This window comes from Luteibacter sp. P1_D3 (genome assembly GCF_056406135.1).
This window is the reverse complement of sequence record NZ_JBFUAT010000007.1, coordinates 83,165-105,771: the sequence shown is the minus strand read 5'-3', so window position 1 is coordinate 105,771 and position 22,607 is coordinate 83,165. Positions and strand designations below refer to the sequence as shown.

The 22,607-nt window shown below is 64.7% G+C and carries 16 protein-coding genes and 2 tRNA genes; 2 read left to right on the top strand and 16 right to left on the bottom strand.

The window, feature by feature from the left end; all coding sequences use genetic code 11:
• Positions 1-72: 72 nt before the first annotated feature.
• The 9 genes from AC1DYM_RS07130 to thrS all read right to left on the bottom strand — a co-directional run bounded on the left by AC1DYM_RS07130 (position 73) and on the right by thrS (position 7,729).
• A tRNA-Pro gene (locus AC1DYM_RS07130) sits at positions 73-149 on the bottom strand.
• Between the two features lie 46 nt (positions 150-195).
• Positions 196-552, bottom strand: a complete 357-nt coding sequence (locus tag AC1DYM_RS07125; RefSeq protein WP_036114913.1) for a MerR family transcriptional regulator — start codon at positions 550-552, stop codon at positions 196-198.
• A complete protein-coding gene (ihfA, locus tag AC1DYM_RS07120; protein WP_036114917.1) occupies positions 533-832 on the bottom strand; it encodes an integration host factor subunit alpha in 300 nt (99 codons plus the stop codon). Before ihfA ends, AC1DYM_RS07125 begins: the two co-directional genes overlap by 20 nt.
• A 1-nt stretch (position 833) precedes the next feature.
• Complete coding sequence (gene pheT, locus AC1DYM_RS07115) at positions 834-3,215, bottom strand: phenylalanine--tRNA ligase subunit beta (protein WP_477337279.1); 2,382 nt, start codon at positions 3,213-3,215, stop codon at positions 834-836.
• A gap of 33 nt (positions 3,216-3,248) precedes the next feature.
• Positions 3,249-4,241 (bottom strand): phenylalanine--tRNA ligase subunit alpha, encoded by a 993-nt coding sequence (gene pheS, locus AC1DYM_RS07110; protein WP_477337278.1) that lies wholly within the window; start codon positions 4,239-4,241, stop codon positions 3,249-3,251.
• A gap of 110 nt (positions 4,242-4,351) precedes the next feature.
• Positions 4,352-4,711, bottom strand: coding sequence for a 50S ribosomal protein L20 (gene rplT / locus AC1DYM_RS07105; protein ID WP_107913398.1), 360 nt, complete (start codon positions 4,709-4,711; stop codon positions 4,352-4,354).
• A gap of 14 nt (positions 4,712-4,725) precedes the next feature.
• Entirely contained in the window at positions 4,726-4,923 is a 198-nt protein-coding gene (gene rpmI, locus AC1DYM_RS07100) for a 50S ribosomal protein L35 (RefSeq protein ID WP_046966439.1), read from the bottom strand.
• 331 nt (positions 4,924-5,254) lie between these two features.
• Positions 5,255-5,782 carry a translation initiation factor IF-3 gene (infC, locus tag AC1DYM_RS07095; protein WP_477337300.1) on the bottom strand — a complete coding sequence of 176 codons (528 nt, stop codon included), beginning with the start codon at positions 5,780-5,782 and terminating at the stop codon, positions 5,255-5,257.
• 45 nt (positions 5,783-5,827) lie between these two features.
• The gene (thrS, locus tag AC1DYM_RS07090) at positions 5,828-7,729 is read right to left on the bottom strand and encodes a threonine--tRNA ligase (protein ID WP_477337277.1); all 1,902 of its coding nucleotides are present in this window, start codon (positions 7,727-7,729) and stop codon (positions 5,828-5,830) included.
• 231 nt (positions 7,730-7,960) lie between these two features.
• Here thrS and AC1DYM_RS07085 point away from each other — a divergent pair, with 231 nt between their 5' ends.
• Positions 7,961-8,971, top strand: a complete 1,011-nt coding sequence (locus AC1DYM_RS07085) for an NAD-dependent epimerase (protein ID WP_477337276.1) — start codon at positions 7,961-7,963, stop codon at positions 8,969-8,971.
• Between the two features lie 28 nt (positions 8,972-8,999).
• Here the strand turns inward: AC1DYM_RS07085 and recD are convergent, their stop codons facing one another.
• The 5 genes from recD to AC1DYM_RS07060 form a co-directional block, all read right to left on the bottom strand.
• Complete coding sequence (gene recD / locus AC1DYM_RS07080; RefSeq protein ID WP_477337275.1) at positions 9,000-10,877, bottom strand: exodeoxyribonuclease V subunit alpha; 1,878 nt, start codon at positions 10,875-10,877, stop codon at positions 9,000-9,002.
• Complete coding sequence (gene recB, locus AC1DYM_RS07075; protein WP_477337274.1) at positions 10,874-14,521, bottom strand: exodeoxyribonuclease V subunit beta; 3,648 nt, start codon at positions 14,519-14,521, stop codon at positions 10,874-10,876. The genes recD and recB overlap by 4 nt, the downstream gene beginning before the upstream one ends.
• Positions 14,518-17,943: an exodeoxyribonuclease V subunit gamma gene (gene recC, locus AC1DYM_RS07070; protein ID WP_477337273.1), complete on the bottom strand. Its 3,426-nt coding sequence runs from the start codon at positions 17,941-17,943 to the stop codon at positions 14,518-14,520. The genes recB and recC overlap by 4 nt, the downstream gene beginning before the upstream one ends.
• Before the next feature lie 67 nt (positions 17,944-18,010).
• Positions 18,011-18,433, bottom strand: coding sequence for a CopD family protein (locus AC1DYM_RS07065; RefSeq protein WP_046966433.1), 423 nt, complete (start codon positions 18,431-18,433; stop codon positions 18,011-18,013).
• Positions 18,434-18,507: 74 nt separating this feature from the next.
• Complete coding sequence (locus tag AC1DYM_RS07060) at positions 18,508-18,960, bottom strand: hypothetical protein (protein WP_477337272.1); 453 nt, start codon at positions 18,958-18,960, stop codon at positions 18,508-18,510.
• A gap of 433 nt (positions 18,961-19,393) precedes the next feature.
• On the opposite strand from AC1DYM_RS07060, the gene AC1DYM_RS07055 reads away from it, so the two are divergent.
• Positions 19,394-20,338 carry a hypothetical protein gene (locus AC1DYM_RS07055; protein WP_477337271.1) on the top strand — a complete coding sequence of 315 codons (945 nt, stop codon included), beginning with the start codon at positions 19,394-19,396 and terminating at the stop codon, positions 20,336-20,338.
• Positions 20,339-20,387: 49 nt separating this feature from the next.
• Here the strand turns inward: AC1DYM_RS07055 and AC1DYM_RS07050 are convergent.
• Positions 20,388-20,462 (bottom strand) — tRNA-Val (locus AC1DYM_RS07050).
• An 83-nt stretch (positions 20,463-20,545) separates the two neighbouring features.
• On the bottom strand, positions 20,546-22,567 hold the full coding sequence (uvrB, locus tag AC1DYM_RS07045) for an excinuclease ABC subunit UvrB (RefSeq protein WP_477337270.1): 2,022 nt from the start codon (positions 22,565-22,567) through the stop codon (positions 20,546-20,548).
• Positions 22,568-22,607: the final 40 nt, after the last annotated feature.

Sequence of the window (22,607 nt, the reverse complement as noted above, 5' to 3'; positions counted from 1 at the left end):
AATCGGCTCCTACCGGGGCATGATCCAGCAAAAAAAAACGGCGCCCCGAGAGAGCGCCGCTTTTTTGAATAATGGTCGGGGTGGCGAGATTCGAACTCGCGACCACTACACCCCCAGCGTAGTGCGCTACCAGGCTGCGCTACACCCCGACGAGCTAACGATTGTAGCAGCAACGCCGCGACCTGCGGAAGCAGTTCAACGACGAAGGAGGGTCAGTACTTCTTCCAGCTCCAGACGCACCTGACGCACGATCTGATGTGACATGCTCGCTTCCATACGAGCCTGCGGGCCTTCCAGGCGGGCGCGAGCCCCTGTGATGGTGAAACCCTCGTCGTAAAGCAAAGAGCGGATCTGGCGAATCATGAGCACGTCATGGCGCTGGTAATAGCGGCGATTGCCGCGGCGCTTGACGGGCTTGAGGGCCGGGAACTCCTGCTCCCAGTAGCGAAGGACGTGCGGCTTGACGCCGCAAAGCTCACTGACTTCACCAATGGTGAAGTAGCGCTTCGCCGGGATCGCCGGAAGTTCGGTGTTATTCCCTGGATCCAGCATAGCCCTCGACTCTTACCTTGAGTTTCTGACCAGGACGGAAGGTGACAACCCGCCGGGCCGAGATGGGAATTTCTTCGCCGGTCTTGGGATTACGACCGGGCCGCTGATTCTTCTGCCGAAGGTCGAAATTGCCGAAGCCCGACAACTTGACCTGCTCACCTCGCTCCAGGGCCTCGCGCACGACCTCGAAATAGGCGTCCACGAATTCCTTGGCCTCACGCTTGTTGAGACCCACGTCGAGGAAAAGCCGCTCGGCCATTTCCGCCTTGGTCAGCGCCATCTTATCCTCGCAGTCTTGCCTTGCATGTCTTCTCCAATGCCCCCACCGCTTCTGCCACGCGAGCGTCGGCATCTTCGTCGGTAAGGGTGCGTGAAGCGTCCTGTAAAATCAAGCCCATAGCGAGACTCTTTCGTCCTTCGTCGATCCCCTTGCCAGCGTAGCGATCGAACAGACGGATCTCCCTCAGGACCTCGCCGAGCACCCCGCGCACGGCGGTCTCCACGGCAGCCCAGGACACTTCTTCTGGCAGTTCCACGGCGATATCGCGACGAACGGCCGGGAAACGGGCAACGCGGCCGGCGCTGGGAAGGCGACGGGCAAGAATCGACTCGAGCGCCAGTTCCATCACATGAACGTCCGGACCGAGGTCCAGTGCCTTGGCCAGCGCCGGATGCAGCGCACCCAGGAAGCCAGCGGGCCGACCATCGCGAAGGATGCGTGCACCGCGGCCGGGATGCAGCCAGGACGGCAGGTCATCGGTGTCGACCGACCAGCGCTGCGGCTCGCCCGTGTGGGCGACCAAGGCATCGAGGTCGCCCTTGAGGTCGAAGAAATCGACCGGACGGGTCGGTTCACCCCACTGCTCCGCACGGGCGGCGCCGCTGGCGACAAGGGCCACGCGACCCACTTCGTCGGGCGCCTCACCGGTAGCATGGAAGCTACGGGCCACCTCGAACAGACGAACACGCTCCTGCTGGCGTGCGCGGTTATGACGCAGCGCCTCGATCAGTCCGGGCAGCAACGAGGTCCGCATCACGGCCAGATCCGCCGAGAGCGGATTGGCCAGCGGCACCCAGCCCTTGTCGACGCCCCAGCTCGTGAGCAGGTCGGCATTGACGAAGGACAGCGTCACGGCTTCGAAGTAGCCACGCGCCGCGATCTGGTCGCGCAGCGCCATCTCGCTGAGGCGTGCCTCCGGCTCGGAACGCAGGGCGATCTGTCCGGCCGGGATATGCGTCGGAATGCGGTCGTAACCATGGATGCGCGCGACCTCTTCGACCAGGTCCTCTTCGCGCTCGATGTCGAAACGGCTGCTCGGCGGCGTCACTTCCCAACCGTCCGCCAGCTCGACCACATGCATGCCAAGGGCGGTGAAGATGCGGGTGACCTCGCTGCCGGCGATGTCGATGCCGAGCAGGCGGCGCAGACGCGCGTGGCGCAGCATGACGGGTGCGTGCTCGCGCAGATCGTCCGGACGCTCGGCGAGGGTCAGCGGGCCGGCGCTGCCGCCGGCGATCTGCAACAGCAGTTCCGTCGCGCGCTCGATCGCACGCTGCGGAAGCGCCGGGTCGACGCCGCGCTCGTAGCGATGCGACGCGTCCGTATGCATGCCGAGCTTGCGTGCGCGGCCCATGATCGCGGCCGGCGCGAAGTGCGCCGCTTCGAGGAACACGTTGCGCGTGGTGTCGGTCACGCGCGAATCGAAGCCACCCATGATGCCGCCGAGGGCAAGGGCATGGGTTTCGTCCGCGATGACGACGAAGGACGGATCGAGCTTGACCTCACGCCCGTCGAGCAGCTTGATGGCTTCGCCCTGCCCCGCGTGTCGCACGATAACGGCACCGGAGAGCGTGTCGTTGTCGAACGCGTGCATCGGGTGGCCGAGCTCGAGCATGACGTATTGCGTGATATCGACGATGGCGCTGATCGGTCGGATACCTGCGCGACGCAGGCGCTCGGCCATCCACAGCGGCGATGCCACGCTGGCATTCACGCCTTCGATGACGCGGCCGATGTAACGCGGTGCGTCGCCGCCGGCTTCCAGGCGAACGTCGCGCTTCGAGCTGGCAGTCACCGGTGCGCTGGCAGCGCCGATCGCCTTTACGCGGCTGCCGAACAGCGCAGCGACGTCGTGCGCCAGGCCATTGAGGCCCAGCACGTCCGGACGATTCGGCGTGATCTTCAGCTCGATACTGGCATCGGGCAGCCCGAGGTAATCGGCGAGCGGCTTACCGACCGGCGCATCCGCGGGAAGTTCGAGCAGGCCGGACGCGTCGGCGTCGATGTCGAGCTCTTTGGCCGAGCAGAGCATGCCGAAGGATTCGACACCACGCAGCTTCGCGGCCTTGATGTCGACATTGTTGGGTAGCTTCGCGCCGACCTTGGCCAGCGGCACACGGATGCCTACGCGGGCATTCGGTGCGCCGCAGACGATCTGCAGCAACTCACCCTGCCCTGCATCCACCTTGCACACCTGCAGGCGGTCGGCTTCGGGATGCTTCACGGCCTCGACGATCTCGGCGACGACGACGCCGTCGAGATCCTCACCCAACGGGGTGACGCCTTCGACTTCCAGGCCAGCCATCGTCAGCGCATGAACCAGGGTCGCGCGATCCGCGTCGATGGCAACCAGTTCACGCAGCCAGTTTTCGGAGAATTTCATGGGAGCGACTCGTTAACGTGGGTTCGACGGCGATCAGGCGAACTGGCGCAGGAAGCGCAGGTCGTTCTCAAAGAAGGCGCGCAAGTCGCTCACGCCGTAGCGCAGCATGGCGAAGCGCTCGACGCCGAGGCCGAAGGCGAAGCCCGTGTAACGCTCCGGATCGATGCCGCAGTTCTTCAGCACGGTCGGATGGACCATGCCGCAGCCGAGGACTTCGAGCCAGCGTTCCGTGCCGTCCTCGGCATCCCAGCGGATATCGACTTCCGCCGAGGGCTCGGTGAACGGGAAATAGCTCGGGCGGAAACGCATCTCGAAGTCGCGCTCGAAAAAGGCGCGGATGAATTCGGAAAGCGTGCCCTTCAGATCGGCGAAGCTCGACGTCTCGTCGACCAGCAGGCCTTCGATCTGGTGGAACATCGGCGAATGCGTCTGATCCGAATCGCTGCGATAGACCTTGCCCGGCGCGATGATGCGGATGGGCGGCTGCCGTCCCTGCATCGAGCGGATCTGCACGGGCGAGGTGTGCGTGCGCAGCAGACGCCCGTCACCGAAGTAGAAGGTGTCGTGCATCGCGCGCGCCGGATGGTGCGGCGGGAAGTTGAGCGCCTCGAAGTTGTGCCAGTCGTCCTCGATCTCGGGACCGTCGGCGCGCTGGTAGCCGAGACGCCCGAAGATGTCGGCGATGCGCTCGAGGGCGCGGGTAATCGGGTGGATGCCACCGTATTCGCCATCGCGGCCCGGCAGGGTCACGTCGATGCGCTCGGAGGCCAGGCGGCGATCGAGTTCGGCCTGCTCCAGGGACTGCTTGCGAGCGGTAATGGCGTCGGTCAGCCGTTCCTTGACGCGATTGACCTCCGCGCCACGCGCCTTCCGCTCGTCGCCGGATAACTGGCCCAGCGCCTTGAGCGCCGCGGTGACCGCGCCGTTCTTGCCCAGCAGACCGACGCGGACGGCGTCGAGTGCTTCGAGCGAAGATGCGGCTTCGATGTCGCGCAGGGACGCGTCGATATGCTCGATCGATTCCATCGGTTTTCCTGACTTTTCCAGGCACGCAAAAAAGAATGGGGAGAAGGCCAGGCCTTCTCCCCACGTTATCCATCTTCGCGCCGTATGACTACAGCGCGTGGTAAAGCGGATTACGCAGCCAGATGGGCCTTGGCCTTCTCTGCGATCACGCCAAACGCCTTGATGTCGCGCACGGCGAGGTCGGCCAGGACCTTACGGTCGATGGCGATCTCAGCCTTGGCCAGACCGTTGATCAGGCGGCTGTACGACAGACCGAACTGACGGGCGGCAGCATTGATACGAACGATCCACAGGGCGCGGAACTGACGCTTGCGCTGCTTGCGGCCGATGTAGGCGTACTGGCCAGCCTTGATGACGGCCTGGTTAGCTACGCGGAAGACCTTGCGACGGGCGTTGTAATAACCCTTTGCACGGCCGATGACTTTCTTATGACGACGACGGGCGGTAACGCCACGCTTAACACGAGCCATGGTTCAACCCTCCCTTAAAGATACGGCAGCATGCGAGCCACACTCTTGGTGTCGCAGGCTTTCACGTGGTTGGGAGCGCGCAGGCCGCGCTTACGCTTGGTCGACTTCTTCGTCAGGATGTGCGACTTGAAGGCGTGACCAGCCTTGAACTTACCCGACGCGGTCTTGCGAAAACGCTTCGCTGCCGCCCGGTTGGTCTTGATCTTGGGCATCGGAATGCTCCGTATTCGGTTGCTGACTGTTCCGGCGGCGTGCCTTGCGGCAACACACTTTCCTTCCTGCCGGGTACGGTGGCTCGACCCATCCATACGGGCCGAGCCGGCGATGATACCGAATCGTGAAGGGCCGCGCCAGTGGGCCCTGCAGGGCGACGGCTCTGTGTGGGAGCCGATTCATCGGCGATCGGGGGTTTGCCGAGACCTGGCCCGCTGGCGCGGGATCGCCGATGAGTCGGGTCCTACAGGGACCTGGCCGCTGGCGCGGGATCGCCGATGAATCGGCTCCTACATGAGAAAATGGCGCCCCCTGGGGCGCCATTCCGGATCAGATCTTCTTTTTCGGGCCGATCATCATGACCATCTGGCGGCCTTCGAGGCGGGGGAAGGATTCCACCACGCCGTCTTCGCCGATATCGGTCTGGACCCGACGAGCCAGGTTCTGGCCGAGGTCCTGATGGGACATTTCACGGCCGCGGAAGCGGATCGTGACCTTGACCTTGTCGCCTTCTTCAAGGAACTCGCGCATCTTGCGGAGCTTGATGAGGTAATCGCCTTCGTCGGTGACGGGGCGGAACTTCACTTCCTTGATTTCGACCTGCTTCTGCTTCTTTTTGGCCGCCGAGGCCTTCTTCTGGGCTTCGAACTTGAACTTGCCGTAATCCATGATCTTGCAGACCGGCGGGTCACCGTTCGGCTGGATTTCGACCAGGTCCATGCCCAGCTCTTCGGCGGCCTTGATGGCGTCACGGGTCTCCATGATGCCCATCTGCTCGCCTTCGGCGCCCAGCACGCGAACCCGCGGAACGCGGATTTCGAGGTTCTTGCGATTGCCCTTGTTATCGGTCGTAGCGATACCGCTATCCTCCAGAAGATTGAACCAGGTGCCGGACGCGAGCGATCAGCGCTGCGTCTCGGCCTTTAGCTTTTCGACGAACTGGGCCACCGGCATGCTGCCGAGGTCCTCTCCGCCACGGGTACGTACGGAAATGGCTCCGGTTTCCTTCTCGCGGTCGCCGACCACGATGAGATAGGGCACCTTCTGCAACGTATGCTCCCTGATTTTATAACCGACTTTCTCGTTGCGCAAATCAGCCTCTACCCTGAAGCCTTGTCCGACAAGGGTTTGGGTAACTTCACGCACATAATCGGCCTGAGCGTCGGTGATGCTGAACACTACTGCCTGAATGGGGGCAAGCCAGGGCGGAAGCAAGCCCGCGTGGTGTTCGATCAGGATACCGATGAAACGCTCCATCGAACCAACGATCGCCCGGTGCAGCATGACAGGATGCTGGCGCTGTGAGTTCTCGTCCACATACTCGGCGCCAAGGCGCTCGGGCATCATGAAGTCGACCTGCATCGTACCGACCTGCCAGGCGCGGCCGATCGAGTCCTTCATGTGGTACTCGATCTTCGGGCCGTAGAAGGCACCCTCGCCCGGCAGCTCCTCCCACTGGACACCCGCTGCCGACAGGGCCGCACGAAGGGCGTGCTCGGCCTTGTCCCAGACTTCGTCGGCACCGATGCGCTTTTCCGGGCGCAGGGCGATCTTCATGGCGATATCGTCGAAGCCGAAGTCCGCATAGACCTTCATCGCCTGGGCGTGGAAGGCAGCGACCTCGTCCTTGATCTGGGCCGGGGTGCAGAAGATGTGGCCATCGTCCTGCGTGAATGCGCGCACCCGCATGATGCCGTGCAGCGCGCCTGAAGGCTCGTTGCGGTGGCATCCGCCGAACTCGCCGTAACGAATCGGCAGGTCGCGGTAGCTGTGCAGATGGGTGTTGAAGATCTGGATATGGCCGGGGCAGTTCATCGGCTTCAGCGCATAGGTGCGCTTCTCCGACTCGGTGAAGAACATGTTTTCCTGGTAGTTGTCCCAGTGACCGGACTTTTTCCACAGGCTCACGTCCATGATCTGCGGACCACGGACTTCCTTGTAGCCGCTGCTGCGGTAGACACCGCGCACGTACTGCTCCACGGCCTGCCAGATGGCCCAGCCCTTGGGGTGCCAGAACACCATGCCCGGCGCTTCTTCCTGCATGTGGAACAGGTCGAGCTGCTTGCCGATGCGGCGGTGATCGCGCTTCTCGGCTTCTTCCAGCTGCAGCAGGTAGGCCTTGAGGTCCTTGTCGTTCAGCCACGAGGTACCGTAGATGCGGGTCAGCATCTCGTTGTTGGAATCGCCGCGCCAGTAGGCGCCGGCCACCTTCATCAGCTTGAACGCGCGCAGCTTGCCCGTGTTGGACACGTGCGGGCCGCGGCAGAGGTCGGTGAACTCGCCCTGGGTGTAGAGCGACAGCTCCTCGTTGGCCGGAATGCCCTCGATGATCTGCGCCTTGTATTCCTCGCCGAGGCCACGGAAGAAGGTGATCGCCTCGTCGCGGCTCTTCACCGAGCGCGTGACCGGGATCTGTTCCTTGACGATCTTCTCCATCTCGGCCTCGATGGCGACGAGATCGTCCGGCGTGAACGGCCGTTCGTAGGCGAAGTCGTAGAAGAAACCGTTGTCGATCACCGGGCCGATGGTGACCTGCGCGCCGGGGAACAAGCGCTGCACGGCCTGGCCGAGAAGGTGGGCTGTCGAGTGACGCAGGATATCCAGCGCCTCCGGGCTCTTCTCGGTGACGATTTCGAGGGCAGCGTCGTGATCGATCGTGAAGCCGGCATCGACCAGCTTGCCATCGACCTTTCCGGCGAGGGTCGCCTTGGCGAGGCCGGCGCCGATCGAGGCGGCGACATCCTGCACGGAAACGGGGTGTTCGAACGGCCGCTGGCTGCCGTCGGGTAGCGTGATCTGGATCATGGTTGCAAATTCCGGACAAACAAAAAGGGCGCCATACGCCCTTCGGAGACGACGAAGACGTGGCGTGGGATCAGGTTGGGAGGCGCGTAGTCCGCATGTCGCACTCTCGGCCAGCGTTACCGCGGGCCACCTTGGTCGCGTGGATATCGGGCAAAAGCTAGATCAGCCGTGCGGCCGTGTCAAATCCGCCGTCCGTTAGACTAGGCGGATCGCTCCACTGGCAGATCCTCCATGCGCACCCTGGTTACCGGCAGCGCCGGCTTCGTCGGCTCCCAACTCACCGAACGCTTGCTCGCCAAGGGCGATACCGTGTTGGGTTTCGACAACCACAACGATTACTACGACCCGGCGCTCAAGGAAGCGCGCGTGGCTCGTTTTGCCGACCACCCGAACTACACGCATGTACGGGCCGACCTCGCCGACCAGGCCGCCGTGAACGCCACGTTCGACGCCTTTCAGCCGGAGCGCGTGGCACACCTCGCCGCCCAGGCCGGCGTCCGCTATTCACTTACCCACCCGCACGCCTACGTGCAGAGCAACCTGGTGGGCTTCGTGAACATCCTCGAGGCCTGCCGCCGGCATGCCGTGGGGCACCTCGTTTACGCCTCGTCGAGCTCGGTCTACGGAGCCAATCGCAAGATGCCTTTCGCCGTCGAGGACGCCGTGGACCACCCGGTGAGCCTGTACGCGGCCACGAAGAAGTCCAACGAGTTGATGGCCCACACGTACAGCCACCTCTTTGGCTTGCCGACCACGGGGCTGCGCTTCTTCACGGTGTATGGCCCCTGGGGCCGGCCGGACATGTCGCCGATCCTGTTCGCCAGCCGCATCGTGAAGGGCGAGCCGATCGACGTGTACAACCATGGCGACCACAGCCGGGATTTCACCTACGTGGACGACGTGGTGGAAGGTGTCGTCCGCACACTCGACCACCCTGCCCAGCCGGATCCCACCTACGACCCGGTCTCGCCGAATCCTGGCAGCTCCGCGGCGCCGTACCGCGTCTACAACATCGGCAACGACGAGCCAGTGCAGCTGCTGGATTTCATCGGGCTGTTGGAAAAACACCTGGGACGGACGGTGGAGAAGCGCCTGCTGCCGATGCAGCCCGGCGATGTGCCGGATACCTGGGCGGATGTGTCGGCGCTGCGGCGGGACGTCGGGTATGCCCCGTCGACGTCGATCGACGAGGGGCTGGGGAAGTTTGCGGCGTGGTTCAAGGCGCATTACGGGGTCGACTGAGCAAGAGCATCGCCGATGGGTGCTCGCCTCAAAGCAACCGACGCAGCAACCCGGAAGCCCGCCGCGTCTTCCGCGACACCGCATAGCCAAGCATGTCCGGCGCCGCGAGCAAGGTGAAATGCGACCGCGCCCGGGTCACCCCGGTATAAACCAGCTCGCGGGTCAGCACCGGCGAAGGCTCGGATGGCAGGGCCAGCGCTGTATGCTCGAATTCCGAGCCCTGCGACTTATGCACCGTCATCGCGTAGACGGTATCGACCGCCGAGAGGCGGCTGGGCACGACGAAGCGCGTCCGCTCACCCCCTTGCTCATCCATGACCACGAAGGCGACACGCAAGGCCATGCTGCCCTGCCCGTCCGGCACCCATAGCGTCACGCCGACGTCGCCGTTCATGAGGCCGAGCGCGTAGTCGTTGCGCGTCACCATCACCGGACGCCCTTCGTACCATCCCGTTACCGCATCGATCAGCCCGCGGTCGAGCAGACCCTGGGCGATGCGCTCGTTCTGCTTGTCCACCCCGGCTTCCCCGTGACGCGTGGCGCAGAGCAGCTGGAACCGCGCGTAGGCGGCGAGCGCGCCGGCACCCCACCGTTGAAACGCCTCGAAGGACGCGTCGATCGCGGGTCGCTCCCGCTCGATCCAGTCAAGGTAGACACGGTGACCGGGCGCCCCCTCGCGTCCGTCGATAGCCAGCGCGGCGATCGCTGCAGCCGAGGGTGTGATGAAGGCAATATCGCCCCGCGTGCCGGCAAAAGCCCGGGTCACCGCGCCAGCGTCACCGGCATTGATCGCCTGCGCCAGCGCGCCAATGCCACTGTCTTCGCCGAAGCGGCGACTGCGACGCAGCATGACGACGCGCTGGTCGAGCGCGCGGGCGTCGGCCACATCAGTCCATGCCGCCACGTCGACACCGCAGACCGCCGCCAGCCAATCACGCGTGGCAGGGTCGTAATGACCGGCATCCGCGCGTGCGCAGAGATCGCCCAGGACCGCACCGGCCTCGACCGACGAAAGCTGATCCTTGTCGCCGAGCAGGATGAGCCGCGCATCACGCGGCAGCGCGTCGAGCGTCGCCGCCATCATTTCGAGATCGATCATCGACGCCTCGTCGATCACGAGGACGTCGAGGTGAAGCGGATTGTCGCGATCGTGCCGGAAGGCGCGCGTATCCGGTCGACTGCCGAGCAGGCGATGCAGGGTGGTGACCTCGGCAGGAATTGCCTGCTTCACCGCATCGTCCACGTCGAGACGCTCGATCTGCCCGGCAATCGAGGCATTGAGGCGCGCCGCCGCCTTGCCGGTCGGTGCGGCGAGTCGAATGCGCAGCCGAGGCTCATTGCGCTTGTGCGCGAGCGTTTGCAACAAGCCGAGCAAGCGCACGACCGTCGTCGTCTTGCCTGTACCCGGGCCACCGGTAATGACAGCGAACGACCCGCGTGCCGCCACCGCACAGGCCACCTTCTGCCAGTCGATGGCATCGGCCTCGGCAGGAAACAGACGATCGAGTTCCTGCCCCAGATCGGCAGGCACGCCCGAAGCCGCGAGGCGCGACAGGATGGCGTCGGCGACACGCGCCTCGTCACGCCAGAAGCGACGCAAGTAGAGCAAGCCGGCGTCCAGCACCAGCGGCGTAGTCGGATCACCCTCTGCCGAACCGACCAGGACCGAGTCCGGCAACCAGGCCTGCGCCTCCGACAGCAGCGGCTCGACCAGGACAAGCGCTTCGACATCCACGCAGATGTGGCCTTCGCCCAACTCACGACTGGCGAGCGCCGCCGCCATCAGCACGCGCCCATCACCGTCGACATCGAGACTGGCAAGAAAACGGGCGAATGCGCGATCGACCGGGCGCAGCCTGGCTTCCAGCACACCGCGGTCGAGCCATGTCATCACCTGCGCATTCATGCCGCGGTACCTTCGAAGAGCGCATCGAGCGCGTCGATCATCGCTCGTGTCGGGCGCTCGACATGCACGCCGTGTCCGTTTCCATCGACGCCACGCAGGTAGATGTAGATCGCGCCACCGACGTGCGTATCGTAGTCGTAGGCACCGCCCAGCCGCGATCGCAGCTGCCGATGCAGGGCAAGGAGGTACAGCGCGTACTGAAGTTCGTAACGGGAATCGAGAATCGAGTGGCGCATCGCGGCCGGCGTATAGGCCAGTTCGTCGACGCCAAGCCAGTTGGACTTGTAGTCGGCGACATACCAGCGGCCATCGTGCTCGACGATCAGATCGATGAAGCCCTTGAGCATGCCGTTGACACGATCCGCGGTCAGCACCGGGCGCGGTGCGCCAGCGAGTGTGTGCTCGCGGACGATCCGGTCGAGCGCCAGCGTATCCACGCGGCGCGCCTCGAAAAGAAACTCCAGTTCGGCACGATAACGCGATGCATCGTCCAGGGAATCGAGCGCGAACGAACCGCCATCGGGAAGCGGCAGCGGCGTGCGCAACAGCACGAGCAACCAGTGCGTCAGCAGATCGATGGACGCTTCCCAGCCACGTCGCTCGCAACGCCGGGCAACGGTGTCGCGCAGGCGTTCCGGATCGGCGGCGACGGCGGCAAAGCCTTCCTCGGCGATCCATTCGAGCAGGTCGTGCAGGAAGGTGCCGGCCTCCGCCCCGCGTTCGAAGGCATGGATGGTCGCGGCATCGGCGGATGCCGCCGCCACTTCGCCCGCGTACTCGACGATCACGTCGTCCGAGGCCGTCTCGGGGGCGGCCACCTCACTATCGGCATAGCGCAAGGCGCTGTAGCTCGCGATCCACCAGGGCTCCGCCTTCGCCAAGCGGGCTTCGCGCGCCGGTAACGGCCGCTCGTCGCGTGCCGGCGGCACGTAGAGGCGCTCGTCGGGCGCTGGCATATAGTCGATGCTGATCGCCGGCTCGCCCTGTGCCATGGCGCGCAGCAGGCCTTCGATCGCACCGTTGTCGATTTCCTGACCGCCACCGAGGAGATGCCCGAAGGCGGAGCGGTGAACCTGCGGCTTCTTCGCGGCGTTGTAGCAAACCGGCGCGACGCCCAGCCAGGTGGCATGGCGCGCGCGTGTCATCGCCACGTAAAGCAGTCGCAGGTCTTCCTGCAACGCCGCGCGCTCGGCGGCGTCCTTCGCGTCGCGCACGGACTCGCCCGCCGCCTCGTGGCTGGATGAGAGCAGCTCGAGCTGCGCACCGGCACCGTCGTGATACCGATAACCCTGCCCCGGTCGCGTCCCGCCGCTCGCACAGACGAAAGGCAGGAACACCAGCGGGTATTCCAGGCCCTTGGACTTGTGAATCGTCACGACCTTGACCAGGTCGTCGTCACTTTCCAGCCGGACGATCTGATCGTCGCCCGTATGGCTGGCCGCATCCTCGATGCGCTCGCCAAGATGGCGGATCAAGACCTGCTCGCCTTCGATCGTCGAGGCCGCCTGCTGGAGCAATTCGGCGAGATGCAGGAGGTTGGTCAACGCCCGTTCGCCACCGGTCTGCCCGAGCAGACGCGCCGGGAGCTCGAAAATGTGCAGGAAGCGATGCAGCATCGCCAGCACGCCGGCACGTCGCCAGATCTCGCGCAGTTCGAACAGTTGCTGGCCGCGTCGCTCCCAGTGGCGCTCGTCGACGTTCAGTTGCTCGAGCTCGCCATAGCCCAGGTAAAGCGTGCGCGTCGCGAGCGCCGCGCGCATCGCGGTATCCGACGACGGGTCGGCGACGGCGCGCAGCCAGAGCAGCACGTCGTGTGCCTCGATGCTTTCCAGCACCGAGTCCCGGTCGGACAGGAAGACACTGCGGACGCGACGGGCCGACAGCGCCGCACGGACTTCCGATGCCTCGTTGTGGCTGCGCACGAGGACGGCGACGTCGGCGGGCTGAAGCGCGGTCACCGAGCCGTCCTGCTCGAAACCCGTACGCCCCTGTTTCGCCGCTTCGAGCAGGCGAACGATCTCCGTCGCGCACGCCTCGGCCATCTGCTCGCGGTACGTGCGCACGCCGACCGGCCCCTCGTCGTCGAGTAGCCAGACGTGCAAGGCAGGCTGGTCGGCACCGCCGACGATGAAGCGTTCGGCCCTGCCGCGCGCCTGGACGCGGTGGAACGGCAGTCCCTGGTCGGCAAAATGGAAGGCGCCCGTTGGATGCCCCTCGGCGCGAGCGAACATCGCGTTGACGGCGGCGACCATGCCCGTGCTCGACCGATGATTGGTATCCAGGCTGTAGTGCGGTGCCTCGGCTTCGCTGCGTGCGGAAAGATACGTATGGATATCCGCGCCACGAAATGCGTAGATCGCCTGCTTCGGATCACCGATCAGCAACAGGCCCACGTCTGGATTCGCGGCATAGACAGCGCGGAAAATCCGGTACTGGAGGGGATCGGTATCCTGGAATTCGTCGATGAGCGCCAACGGATACTGCCGCCGGATGGTCTCGGCAAGCTCGATGCCCGAGACCGATACCAGCGCCCGGTCGAGCCGGGACAGCAGATCGTCGAAGCCAATCTGGGCACGCCGGCGCTTCTGTGCGGCGAAGCGTTCGCGCACACGCTCTACGGCGTCGGCCAGGATCGCGAAACGAATGGCCGGCTTCCCCGACTGCCACTCGGCCCAGTGCCCGACCGCCCCGAAGGCGGGGTGCTCGGGCCGGCTATTGCCCTTGCTCGTCGCAGCCTCGAGACGCGCGGATCCATAGCGAGCGACATCGACCGCGCCTGCCTCGCCGGTTTCGAGCCAGTGACGGACACCCGCGAGATTGCGTTCGAGCGAGGCGGGCTGATGGATATTGTTCTTCAGCGCCTTGGTACGCACGGCATCGCGCAACAGGGCCTCGATACGTTCGACGTCGCCCATCCACGCCTCGCGCGCGGCAGCCAGCCGGCTGACGTCTTCGTCTTCCCAGGCACGCAAGGCGGTAAACAGGGCACCGACGTCGGCTTTGTCCAAGGCGTGACCATTGACACGCAAGGTCGTCTCGCCGCCCGACAGGAGCGGCCGCAGGGTCTGGATCAGCGCGTCCGGCGTTTTCCACTCCGCCAGCACGGCGGCCACCTGGCGCGCCTCCAGCGGATAGAACGCCTGGCGCCAGTAGTCACGCACGCAGTCGGCAAGCAGCTCGCTTTCGTCGGGCTCCAGCGTCTGTACGAAGGCATGACCACTACCGAACGCGTGCTGGGTCAGCATGCGCTGGCTCCAACCGTGAATGGTGAAAATGGCGGCCTCGTCCATCCACTGTGCCGCCTGCTCGACACGGCGCGCGCACGCCGCGTGAGCCGACGCCGGATACGATGCCAGCAACTCGGCAAGGAAGGCCTCACCCGACTCGCCCGCACGAAAGGCACGCGCCGCGTCGACGAGACGCGCGCGAATGCGCTCGCGCAACTCCTGTGTCGCTGCCTCGGTAAAGGTCACCACGAGGATGTTCGGCGGCAGCAATGGCTGTGCCACGCCGTGCCCGAGCACGGCACGCACGTAGAGCGCCGCGATCGTCCAGGTCTTGCCCGTACCCGCGCTGGCTTCGATCAGCCGAATGCCGGACAACGGTATGGCCAGCGGCCGCAGCGGCTCCATCACCGTACTCATGACACCTCCACGCGCAGAGCGCCGAGAAAATCGCGATACGGCGTGAGGCCATCGACGAAGCCGGCATGCATCAGGGAGGCGAAATCGGGGAACGCGCGAAGCAGGTAAGGGTCGCCATCGATTTCGCCGTGCGCACGGTCGTGCGTGGCCTCGTAGGTGGCACGCGCCGCTTGCTGCGCCTCGTCGACAGACCGCGCATTGAGCCAGGCGAGCGCTGTCTTCACTGCGATCGGTTGCGGCGCCGCCATACCTTCGCGCCAGGCGCGTAGCAGGGTAGCCAGCATGGCCGTGGCGTCGTCCGCCGCCAGCGGATCGAGAACGATCGTGGCATCCGGACCAATGTAGCGCGTGACCACGGACAGGCCGGCGGCCTGTGCGACGAGATGGTCGATCCAGGGCATGACGAGGCGATGCGCGCGAGGCGCTCCGTCGGTATCGAGCACGTTGGACGGCGACAAGAGGAACGCCGCCAGGCGCCCCTGGTCATCGCTGCGGAGATCGGCCAGCCAGTCCTCGAGGGTGACGCCTTCGACGTCGAGACGGATCTCGCGCTTGCCCGCCTCGTGCGGCCAGGCGCGCCGCTCCACGACGAAGCGTCCGTAGACCGCCGCGGCGACGGCCTCGATATCCGTGCGCACCGGCGCCGCGAATCCACCCATGGGAAGGGCGCCACTCCGCTGCAGCTTCGAGGCCGCTTCGCCGATGGCCACAGTCGCACTGCCTTCGCTACGCAAGGCGGCACGTAGCAACGCATCGGCCATCGCAAATCGGCCCAGGCTATCGACCGCGAATGGTTCACGGTCGTCACCGCCGGGATCGACCGTGTCGAAACGCACGCCGAGGCGCGCCTGGAAGAATTCACGCACCGGGTGGCGAAGGAAGCGGCGCAGGACACCGAGCCCGATCGGTCGATCGACCGTGACAGCCGCCAGCCGGGCATCCTCGGTCGGCTCGACGTCATCATGGGCCTGGCGCCACTCACGCGCGTAAGTGAACAACCGGGCATCCTCACCGCGAAAATACGCGCGACTGAAGGGCTGGAGCGGATGTTCGACCGTCAGCCCATGCAGCAGGTCAGCGCCACCCTGCCCCTGCCACGCCGCCGCAAGATAGTCGCGCAACTGACCGACCAGCACCGACGGCGCGCGTTCGGCGTTGTCGCGCGCGCTGCGCCCCACCCAGCCGATGTGCAGTGCATCGCGCGCCGAAAGCAGTGCTTCGAGGAACAGGTAGCGATCGTCTTCGCGACGCGAGCGATCGCCCGGCCGCCACGCTCCCTGCCGGGACATCAGATCGAAGTCCATCGGCGGCCGTGCGCGCGGATAGTCGCCATCGTTCATGCCCAGCAGGCAGACCAGCCGGAACGGAATGGCGCGCATCGGCATCAGCGTGCCGAAGCTCACCGCACCGGCGAGGAATCGTTTGGAAAGACCACCCTGGTCGAACTGACCGAGCCACGCTTCGCGCACGACCTCGATTGGCAAAGCCTCGTCGAAGGCCGCTTCGATGCAGGCACGCTCCCAGGCGTCGAGTCCGTCGAGAAGACGTTCGATACGCATGTCGTCGTCGGGCTCGGCGCCCTGAAAGAAATCACGCAGGAGGCGGCGCAACCGCACACCCCACTCCGTCGCCGACGCAGGTTCGCGCAGGGCGAGCCAATGCTCGCCAAGGCGCTCGAGCAGATCGGCCAGTGGCCCGACCAGGCTCGCATCCAGGCCACCCACTTCGGGATACGGTTCGATCTCGCTCCAGGCGTCGCCCGCACCCACGGCATAGCCGAGCAGCATGCGGCGCAGACCGAAGGCCCAGGTGTTCTGCTCGAGGGCCGGCAGGTCGAGCGAGGCGCGTTGGGCGGCATCGAGCCCCCAACGAATACCGGCACCTTCGATCCAGCGGTGCAGCAGGGGCAGATCGTCTTCCGCGAGCCCGAAACGTGCGCGCACGGCCGGAACGTCCAGAAGATCGGCCATCTCGCCAGCGCCGAAACGCGATTCGGTCATGCCGAGCAAGACATCGAGTGCCATCACCACAGGCACCGTGCCTCGGGCCGCACGGTCAGCCACGCTGTAGGGAATGAAGCGCGGATCGTCACGCGGTACGCGACCGAACACGGCGTCGATATGCGGACCGTAGGTCTCGATGTCGGGCACCATGACGATGACATCGCGCGGCAGGATGGGATCGCCCGCCTGCGCGGAAGCCTCGAATCGCGCCAGCAACTGGTCGTGCAGGATCTCGACTTCGCGCTGCGGCCCGTGCGCCACGTGAAAGGCGATGGACGTGTCGCCAGGCTCGATCGGCTGCGGCGTCGCGGGCAGTGGTTCGAGTTCGAGAATGGCGGCCTGAACCTGGCCGAGGAGATCCGTGGAGGTCGGCTCGGCGAAGAGGTCGATGCGCTGGTCCCAGGCATCGAAACGCTCCCGGTAGCTTTCGGGATGATCGAACTCGTCGAGCAGACGGATGTAGTCACGCCCCTGCTTACCCCAGGCGGCCAGCAGCGGATTGGCATGCAGATGCATGTCGTCGTCGGACAACGCCAGCGGCATGCCGGGCTTCGCTGCCTGTCGACGGCGCTCGGCACGAAGCAGCTCGCGGTCGTCGACGATGTCCGCCCAGTAATGCCGGCAGGGATTCATCACCACCAGCACGACCTGCGACCAGCGCGCCAGAGCGGACAAGGCCTCCAGCGTCTGCCGGGGTAGCGACGACATGCCGAAAACCACGATACGTCGCGGCAGCGCCTTGGGGCGTTCGGTCAATGCCGCCACCGCATGCAAAAAGCGCGCGTGGACGGCGGCGCGATGGCCGTCGGCCTCGACCACACCGACATCGTCCAGCAGACGCCGCCACAGCGCCGCCTGCCAGCGATCCGCGGCGGCCATGGCCGCCGCACCGCCACGGGCGTCGCGCAGCACGTCACGCCCGTCGGCCCAGTCGTCGAGCCAGTCCGCGCGATATACCTGGTACTGGTCGTAGAGGTCGGCCAGACGCTCGGCGAGCTGGTGACATTTCCGAGCGTCACCGTCCGTGCCGAGGAAGGCGGCGAGCGGTTCGAAGTCGGGCTCACGGGCAACCGACGGCAAGAGGCGCATCAAGCGCCAGACCAGACGGGATTTGTCGAAAGGCGATTCGGGAGGCACGGCATCACGTCCGAGCACGGCGCGATAGGCCACCCACAGGAAGCGACCGGGTAACTCGACCTTGACCGCCGCGGCGATACCCAGGCCGCCGTCGTCGACCGCGCGCGCCAGCGCCAGCCGGAACCACTGCGCGATGCCGTTGGACTGCACCAGGACCCATTCGTCCTCGAGCGGTGCCAGCGGCGCCCGCCGCAACCAGGCGACAAGGACATCCCGCAGCTCTTCGAGCCGGTTGCCGTGCAGCACCATGAGGCCTGACGCGATGTCGTTCCCGTCGCTCAACCAGCGGCTCCCGTATCCATGAGGTCAGTGCCGATCATGACCGATCCAGGTCGCACGGAGCGAGATCTCAGAACGGTTTGGCGACAACGAGATAGACGATGGCGAGCAGTACCAGCACGGGCAGCTCGTTACCGATCCGCAGTGCCTTCGACGAGGGCAGCGCTCCGCCGGCGATGCTGCGCTTGAGAGCCCGGCCCGACCAGATGAAGTAGGCGAGCATCACGGCCACCAACGCCAGCTTGGCGTGCAGCCAGCCGCCACTGATGTGGAAGTAGAACCAGAGGATGAGGCCGAACACGAGGGCCATGCCGAACATGCTGTGGCCGAACTTGTACAACCGGCGCCCCATCAGCTCGAGCCGCGCCTTCACCGCCGGCGGCTCGCCGGTCGCTTCGGCGATGTTCACCAGGATGCGCGGCAGGTAGAACACCGTCGCCATCCAGGCGATGACGAACACGATGTGCAGGGATTTGATCAGTAGATAGGCCACGCACGCCGCTCCATCGGGAAAGGCGTGAGTGTAGCCGGTCGGGGCTCGGGTGGCCTGCGACCCAACGCCCCGGATCACTGGGTAACGACCCCCAGCCATTTCGGGATGGCATCAGCGAGAAAACCGATGATGGTCGCAAGGCCGGCGCTCGCGATCAGGACGCCTGCCGCCCRATGCTTCCAGTCGATCAGGTTACCGACCTGCCCCTCGAGCTTCCCGAAGCATGCGTCCACTTTCTCGAATCGAGCGTCCACCTTATCGAAGCAGGCGTCCACTCTCTCGAATCGAGCCTCCACTTTATCGAATCGAGAATGCACACTGATCTCGAATCTGTCGAGCCGGACGTCCAGGGCATCGGCGCGTTGAACGATCGAGATCGTTCTCTCGTCGAGCTGAACGAGCTTCGTTTGCATGCCATACAACGTGCTCTGCATGGTCTGCATCACGCCCTGCATGTCGTACACGGTGTTCTGCAGGGCATGTACCGATCCCTGCATGTCGTGCATTGCGCCCTGCTGCTCCTGCATTGAGCCTTCCATCCTCTGCAGGACGACAAGCAGGGGGTCCCCAGCCAGCAGCTCGCGCGAGTGTCCGCTGCGGGTACGAGGGGGCGAATAAGACCGATAAGGCTGACGCGGACCACGTTTGCGCACCGTTTGCTCCATGAGGTCGATTCCTGCTGGACGAGATGTCTTAGCCAGGTCAGTGGCTAGCTTGGGCCAGGCTCAGGGGCCGAATCATGAGATTTTCGACCGATTTCGATGGCGTTGATCAGAAGAATGATCTGTCGCTCTCAGGGCGCCTATCCGCACTGTGCGACAGCTTTCGTGGGCCCTGCGCCAGCATCCGTTACGGGTGAGGCCGCGCCATCAGCTATCTCTCGGCCCCTCTGGATCAAGAGACTGATTTACTATCGGAGGAAGCCAACGGTGGCGACCGGGTTACGAGGAGACAGGGATCGTGCACTCGCTTAGGAAGAACTGTCATCTGTTCCAGTTCGGGCTGACCCTGGCGCTGCTCGGCGCCGCAACCCTCAGCCATGCATCCCCGCCGCAGGCCACCCCACCTCAAGCGGAGAATGCCCAAGACGTCGCAACACAAGAATCCTTCAAACACGTCGTGAACGCGCAGCGCGCCGCCATAGACAGAGAGAATTCGACAACGCCGAGCGTCGCCTGGGCTGGCGACTATTATTCCGGCGATGGCCTTGGCGCAAACGTATCCCTCTCGCTCGCGCCCCATGCTGGTGTTGCAGCCACGTGGGAAGGATGTCTTGGCACTTACGCAGCCAACAAGGGAAAGGCAATCCCTCAAGCGGACGGCAGTCTGCTTCTAAAGTACGAGCAGCCCAACGATCCGAGGGGTACCGGCTTTGCCGACCATGTCGTGCCCGTGTCCTGGGGCGAACGCACGTACATGATTTCCGAGAAGGAACTTCCAGCCTTCGCCAGCGCAGTCAATCTGGGTGACGAGCCGCGGGAAGGCGCGCAAGGCTCGTTTCTCATGCGCAAGGGAGACGAACGGCGCAAGGTTTACGGGTTGCCTACCCTTCCACCTGCTCAGAAGTCACTGATTCGCGCCGTTCCGCTGGAAGGTGGCGTGGTCTCGGCGAAGCGGCTGCAAGGTAAGCATACCGACGACTTCGAATGTCGGTACCAGCTGGAACTGGATCGCGGTGCCAAGGACGGACTGGCAGCTGGGATGGACCTCCTGACCACCGGGGTCTCTGCTGGACATCGCATCACCCTGGAACAGACGACACCCGCGCGCGCTGTTGCCACCGTGAGCTTGTTCGGCGATGAGTGCACCAAGCCGGATGACTGGCCCTCGACCAGGACTCGCTTTACAACGGGCGCTTTCGAGGGGTACCAACCCAACCGAAAGGCAATAAAAAAGGAGCCCTGAGAGGCTCCTTAATCACTGTCTTCAAGCCACTTTCCGCACTGGGGAAAAGTGGTGGGCGGTACAAGGATCGAACTTGTGACCCCTACCATGTCAAGGTAGTGCTCTACCGCTGAGCTAACCGCCCGAAGAGCTGCGCAGTTTACCGGCGCCCGGCGGGGTCTGCAAGAGGGTGCGACGGATTTTTTTCCGCCGCGCCCGATGATGGCCCTAGCGCAGGGCCCGCTCCCTCAGACGATGGATCTCGTCGCGGATCTTGCCGGCCTCCTCGAATTCGAGGTTCTGGGCGTGCTTATACATCTTCGTTTCGAGCTTCTTGATGGTCGAGCCGACCTGCTCCGGCGTAAGCGAGCCGTAGTCCGCGGCTTCCTCGGCGACCTTTTTCGCCTCCTTGCCGCGTTTACCCTTGCCGCGCGAACCGAAGTCGGAACGAGCGCCTTCCATGATGTCGGCGATACGCCGTACCACGGTGGTCGGTGTGATCCCATGGGCCGCGTTGTACTCGATCTGCTTCTCGCGACGGCGCGCCGTCTCGTCCATGGCGATCTTCATCGACCCGGTGATCTCGTCGGCGTAGAGAATGGCTTTGCCGCGAACGTTACGCGCCGCGCGACCGATCGTCTGGATCAACGAGCGGTTCGATCGCAGGAAGCCTTCCTTGTCCGCATCCAGGATCGCCACGAGTGACACCTCGGGCATGTCCAGACCTTCGCGCAACAGGTTGATACCTACCAGCACGTCGAATTCGCCTAGTCGCAGGTCGCGGATGATCTCCGTGCGCTCCACGGTGTCGATATCCGAATGCAGGTAGCGCACCTTCACGTCGTGCTCGGAGAGGTAGTCGGTGAGATTCTCCGACATGCGCTTGGTCAGCGTCGTCACCAGCACGCGATCGCCCATGGCGACGCGCAAGCGAATTTCGCCGAGCAGGTCGTCCACCTGGGTGCGAACCGGTCGCACTTCGACTTCCGGATCGATCAGGCCGGTGGGACGGACCACCAGTTCGACGACATTGTCGTCGGCCTTCTCCAACTCGTACTTCGCCGGCGTCGCCGACACATAGATGGCGCGCGGCGCGCGGCGCTCCCATTCTTCGAAGCGCAGCGGCCGGTTGTCCATCGCCGAGGGCAGACGGAAGCCGAACTCGACCAGCGTCTCCTTGCGCGAGCGATCGCCCTTGTACATGGCGCCGAGCTGCGGCACGGTCACGTGCGACTCATCGACCACCATCAAGGCATCGGGCGGCAGGTAATCGAACAGGGTCGGCGGCGGCTCGCCGGGGCCGCGTCGCGTCATGTGCCGCGAATAGTTTTCGATGCCCTGGCAGAAGCCCACTTCGGCCATCATCTCGAGGTCGAAACGCGTGCGCTGTTCGAGACGCTGCGCTTCCACCAGCTTGTTGTCCCTGTAAAGCTGCTCGAGACGCTCGGAGAGCTCGACCTTGATCGTCTCCATGGCATTGAGCACGCTCTGTCGCGTGCTCGCATAGTGCGTCTTCGGGTACACGGTGTAGCGCGGCACCTTGCGCAACACCTCGCCCGTGAGGGGGTCAAAGATAGAGAGATTTTCCACGTCGCCGTCGAAGAGTTCGATGCGCAGCGCCTCGGCCTCCGACTCCGCCGGGAAGACGTCCACGATTTCGCCGCGCACGCGGTAGGTGCCACGGCGCAGCTCCATCTCGTTGCGCACGTATTGCAGCTCGGTGAGTTGCTTGATCAGGGCGCGCTGGTCGATGTGCTCGCCGCGCGAGAGGATCAGGCGGAGGCTCATGTAGTCCTCCGGATCGCCCAGTCCGTAGATGGCCGACACAGTCGCCACGATCAACGAATCGCGCCGGGACAACAGCGCCTTGGTCGCGGCCAGTCGCATTTGCTCGATGTGATCGTTGATGCTCGAATCCTTCTCGATGAAGGTATCCGACGCGACCACATACGCTTCCGGCTGGTAATAGTCGTAGTAGCTGACGAAATACTCCACCGCGTTATTCGGGAAGAATTCCTTGAACTCGCCGTAGAGCTGCGCAGCCAGCGTCTTGTTAGGCGCCAGTACGATGGTCGGCTTCTGGATCTTCTCGATCACGTTGGCGATCGTGAAGGTCTTGCCGGAACCGGTCACACCAAGCAGGGTCTGCGCCGCCAGGCCGGCGTCGAAGCCCTCGGTAAGCCGTCGAATGGCCTCGGGCTGGTCACCGGAGGGCTGGAACGGGGAGGCAAGCTGAAAGCGATCTGTCATGGCTGACGATATGCTGGCTAGGAACACGAGTTTAAAGCGC

Excerpts from the sequence above, each read along its gene's own strand:
- thrS (WP_477337277.1), bottom strand. The coding sequence starts at position 7,729 with ATGATCCAGATCACGCTACCCGACGGCAGCCAGCGGCCGTTCGAACAC.
- uvrB (WP_477337270.1), bottom strand. The coding sequence starts at position 22,567 with ATGACAGATCGCTTTCAGCTTGCCTCCCCGTTCCAGCCCTCCGGTGAC.
- recD (WP_477337275.1), bottom strand. The coding sequence starts at position 10,877 with ATGAATGCGCAGGTGATGACATGGCTCGACCGCGGTGTGCTGGAAGCC.
- AC1DYM_RS07085 (WP_477337276.1), top strand. The coding sequence starts at position 7,961 with ATGCGCACCCTGGTTACCGGCAGCGCCGGCTTCGTCGGCTCCCAACTC.
- pheS (WP_477337278.1), bottom strand. The coding sequence starts at position 4,241 with ATGGAATCGATCGAGCATATCGACGCGTCCCTGCGCGACATCGAAGCC.
- recB (WP_477337274.1), bottom strand. The coding sequence starts at position 14,521 with ATGAGTACGGTGATGGAGCCGCTGCGGCCGCTGGCCATACCGTTGTCC.
- pheT (WP_477337279.1), bottom strand. The coding sequence starts at position 3,215 with ATGAAATTCTCCGAAAACTGGCTGCGTGAACTGGTTGCCATCGACGCG.
- rpmI (WP_046966439.1), bottom strand. The coding sequence starts at position 4,923 with ATGCCCAAGATCAAGACCAACCGGGCGGCAGCGAAGCGTTTTCGCAAG.
- rplT (WP_107913398.1), bottom strand. The coding sequence starts at position 4,711 with ATGGCTCGTGTTAAGCGTGGCGTTACCGCCCGTCGTCGTCATAAGAAA.
- ihfA (WP_036114917.1), bottom strand. The coding sequence starts at position 832 with ATGGCGCTGACCAAGGCGGAAATGGCCGAGCGGCTTTTCCTCGACGTG.
- AC1DYM_RS07125 (WP_036114913.1), bottom strand. The coding sequence starts at position 552 with ATGCTGGATCCAGGGAATAACACCGAACTTCCGGCGATCCCGGCGAAG.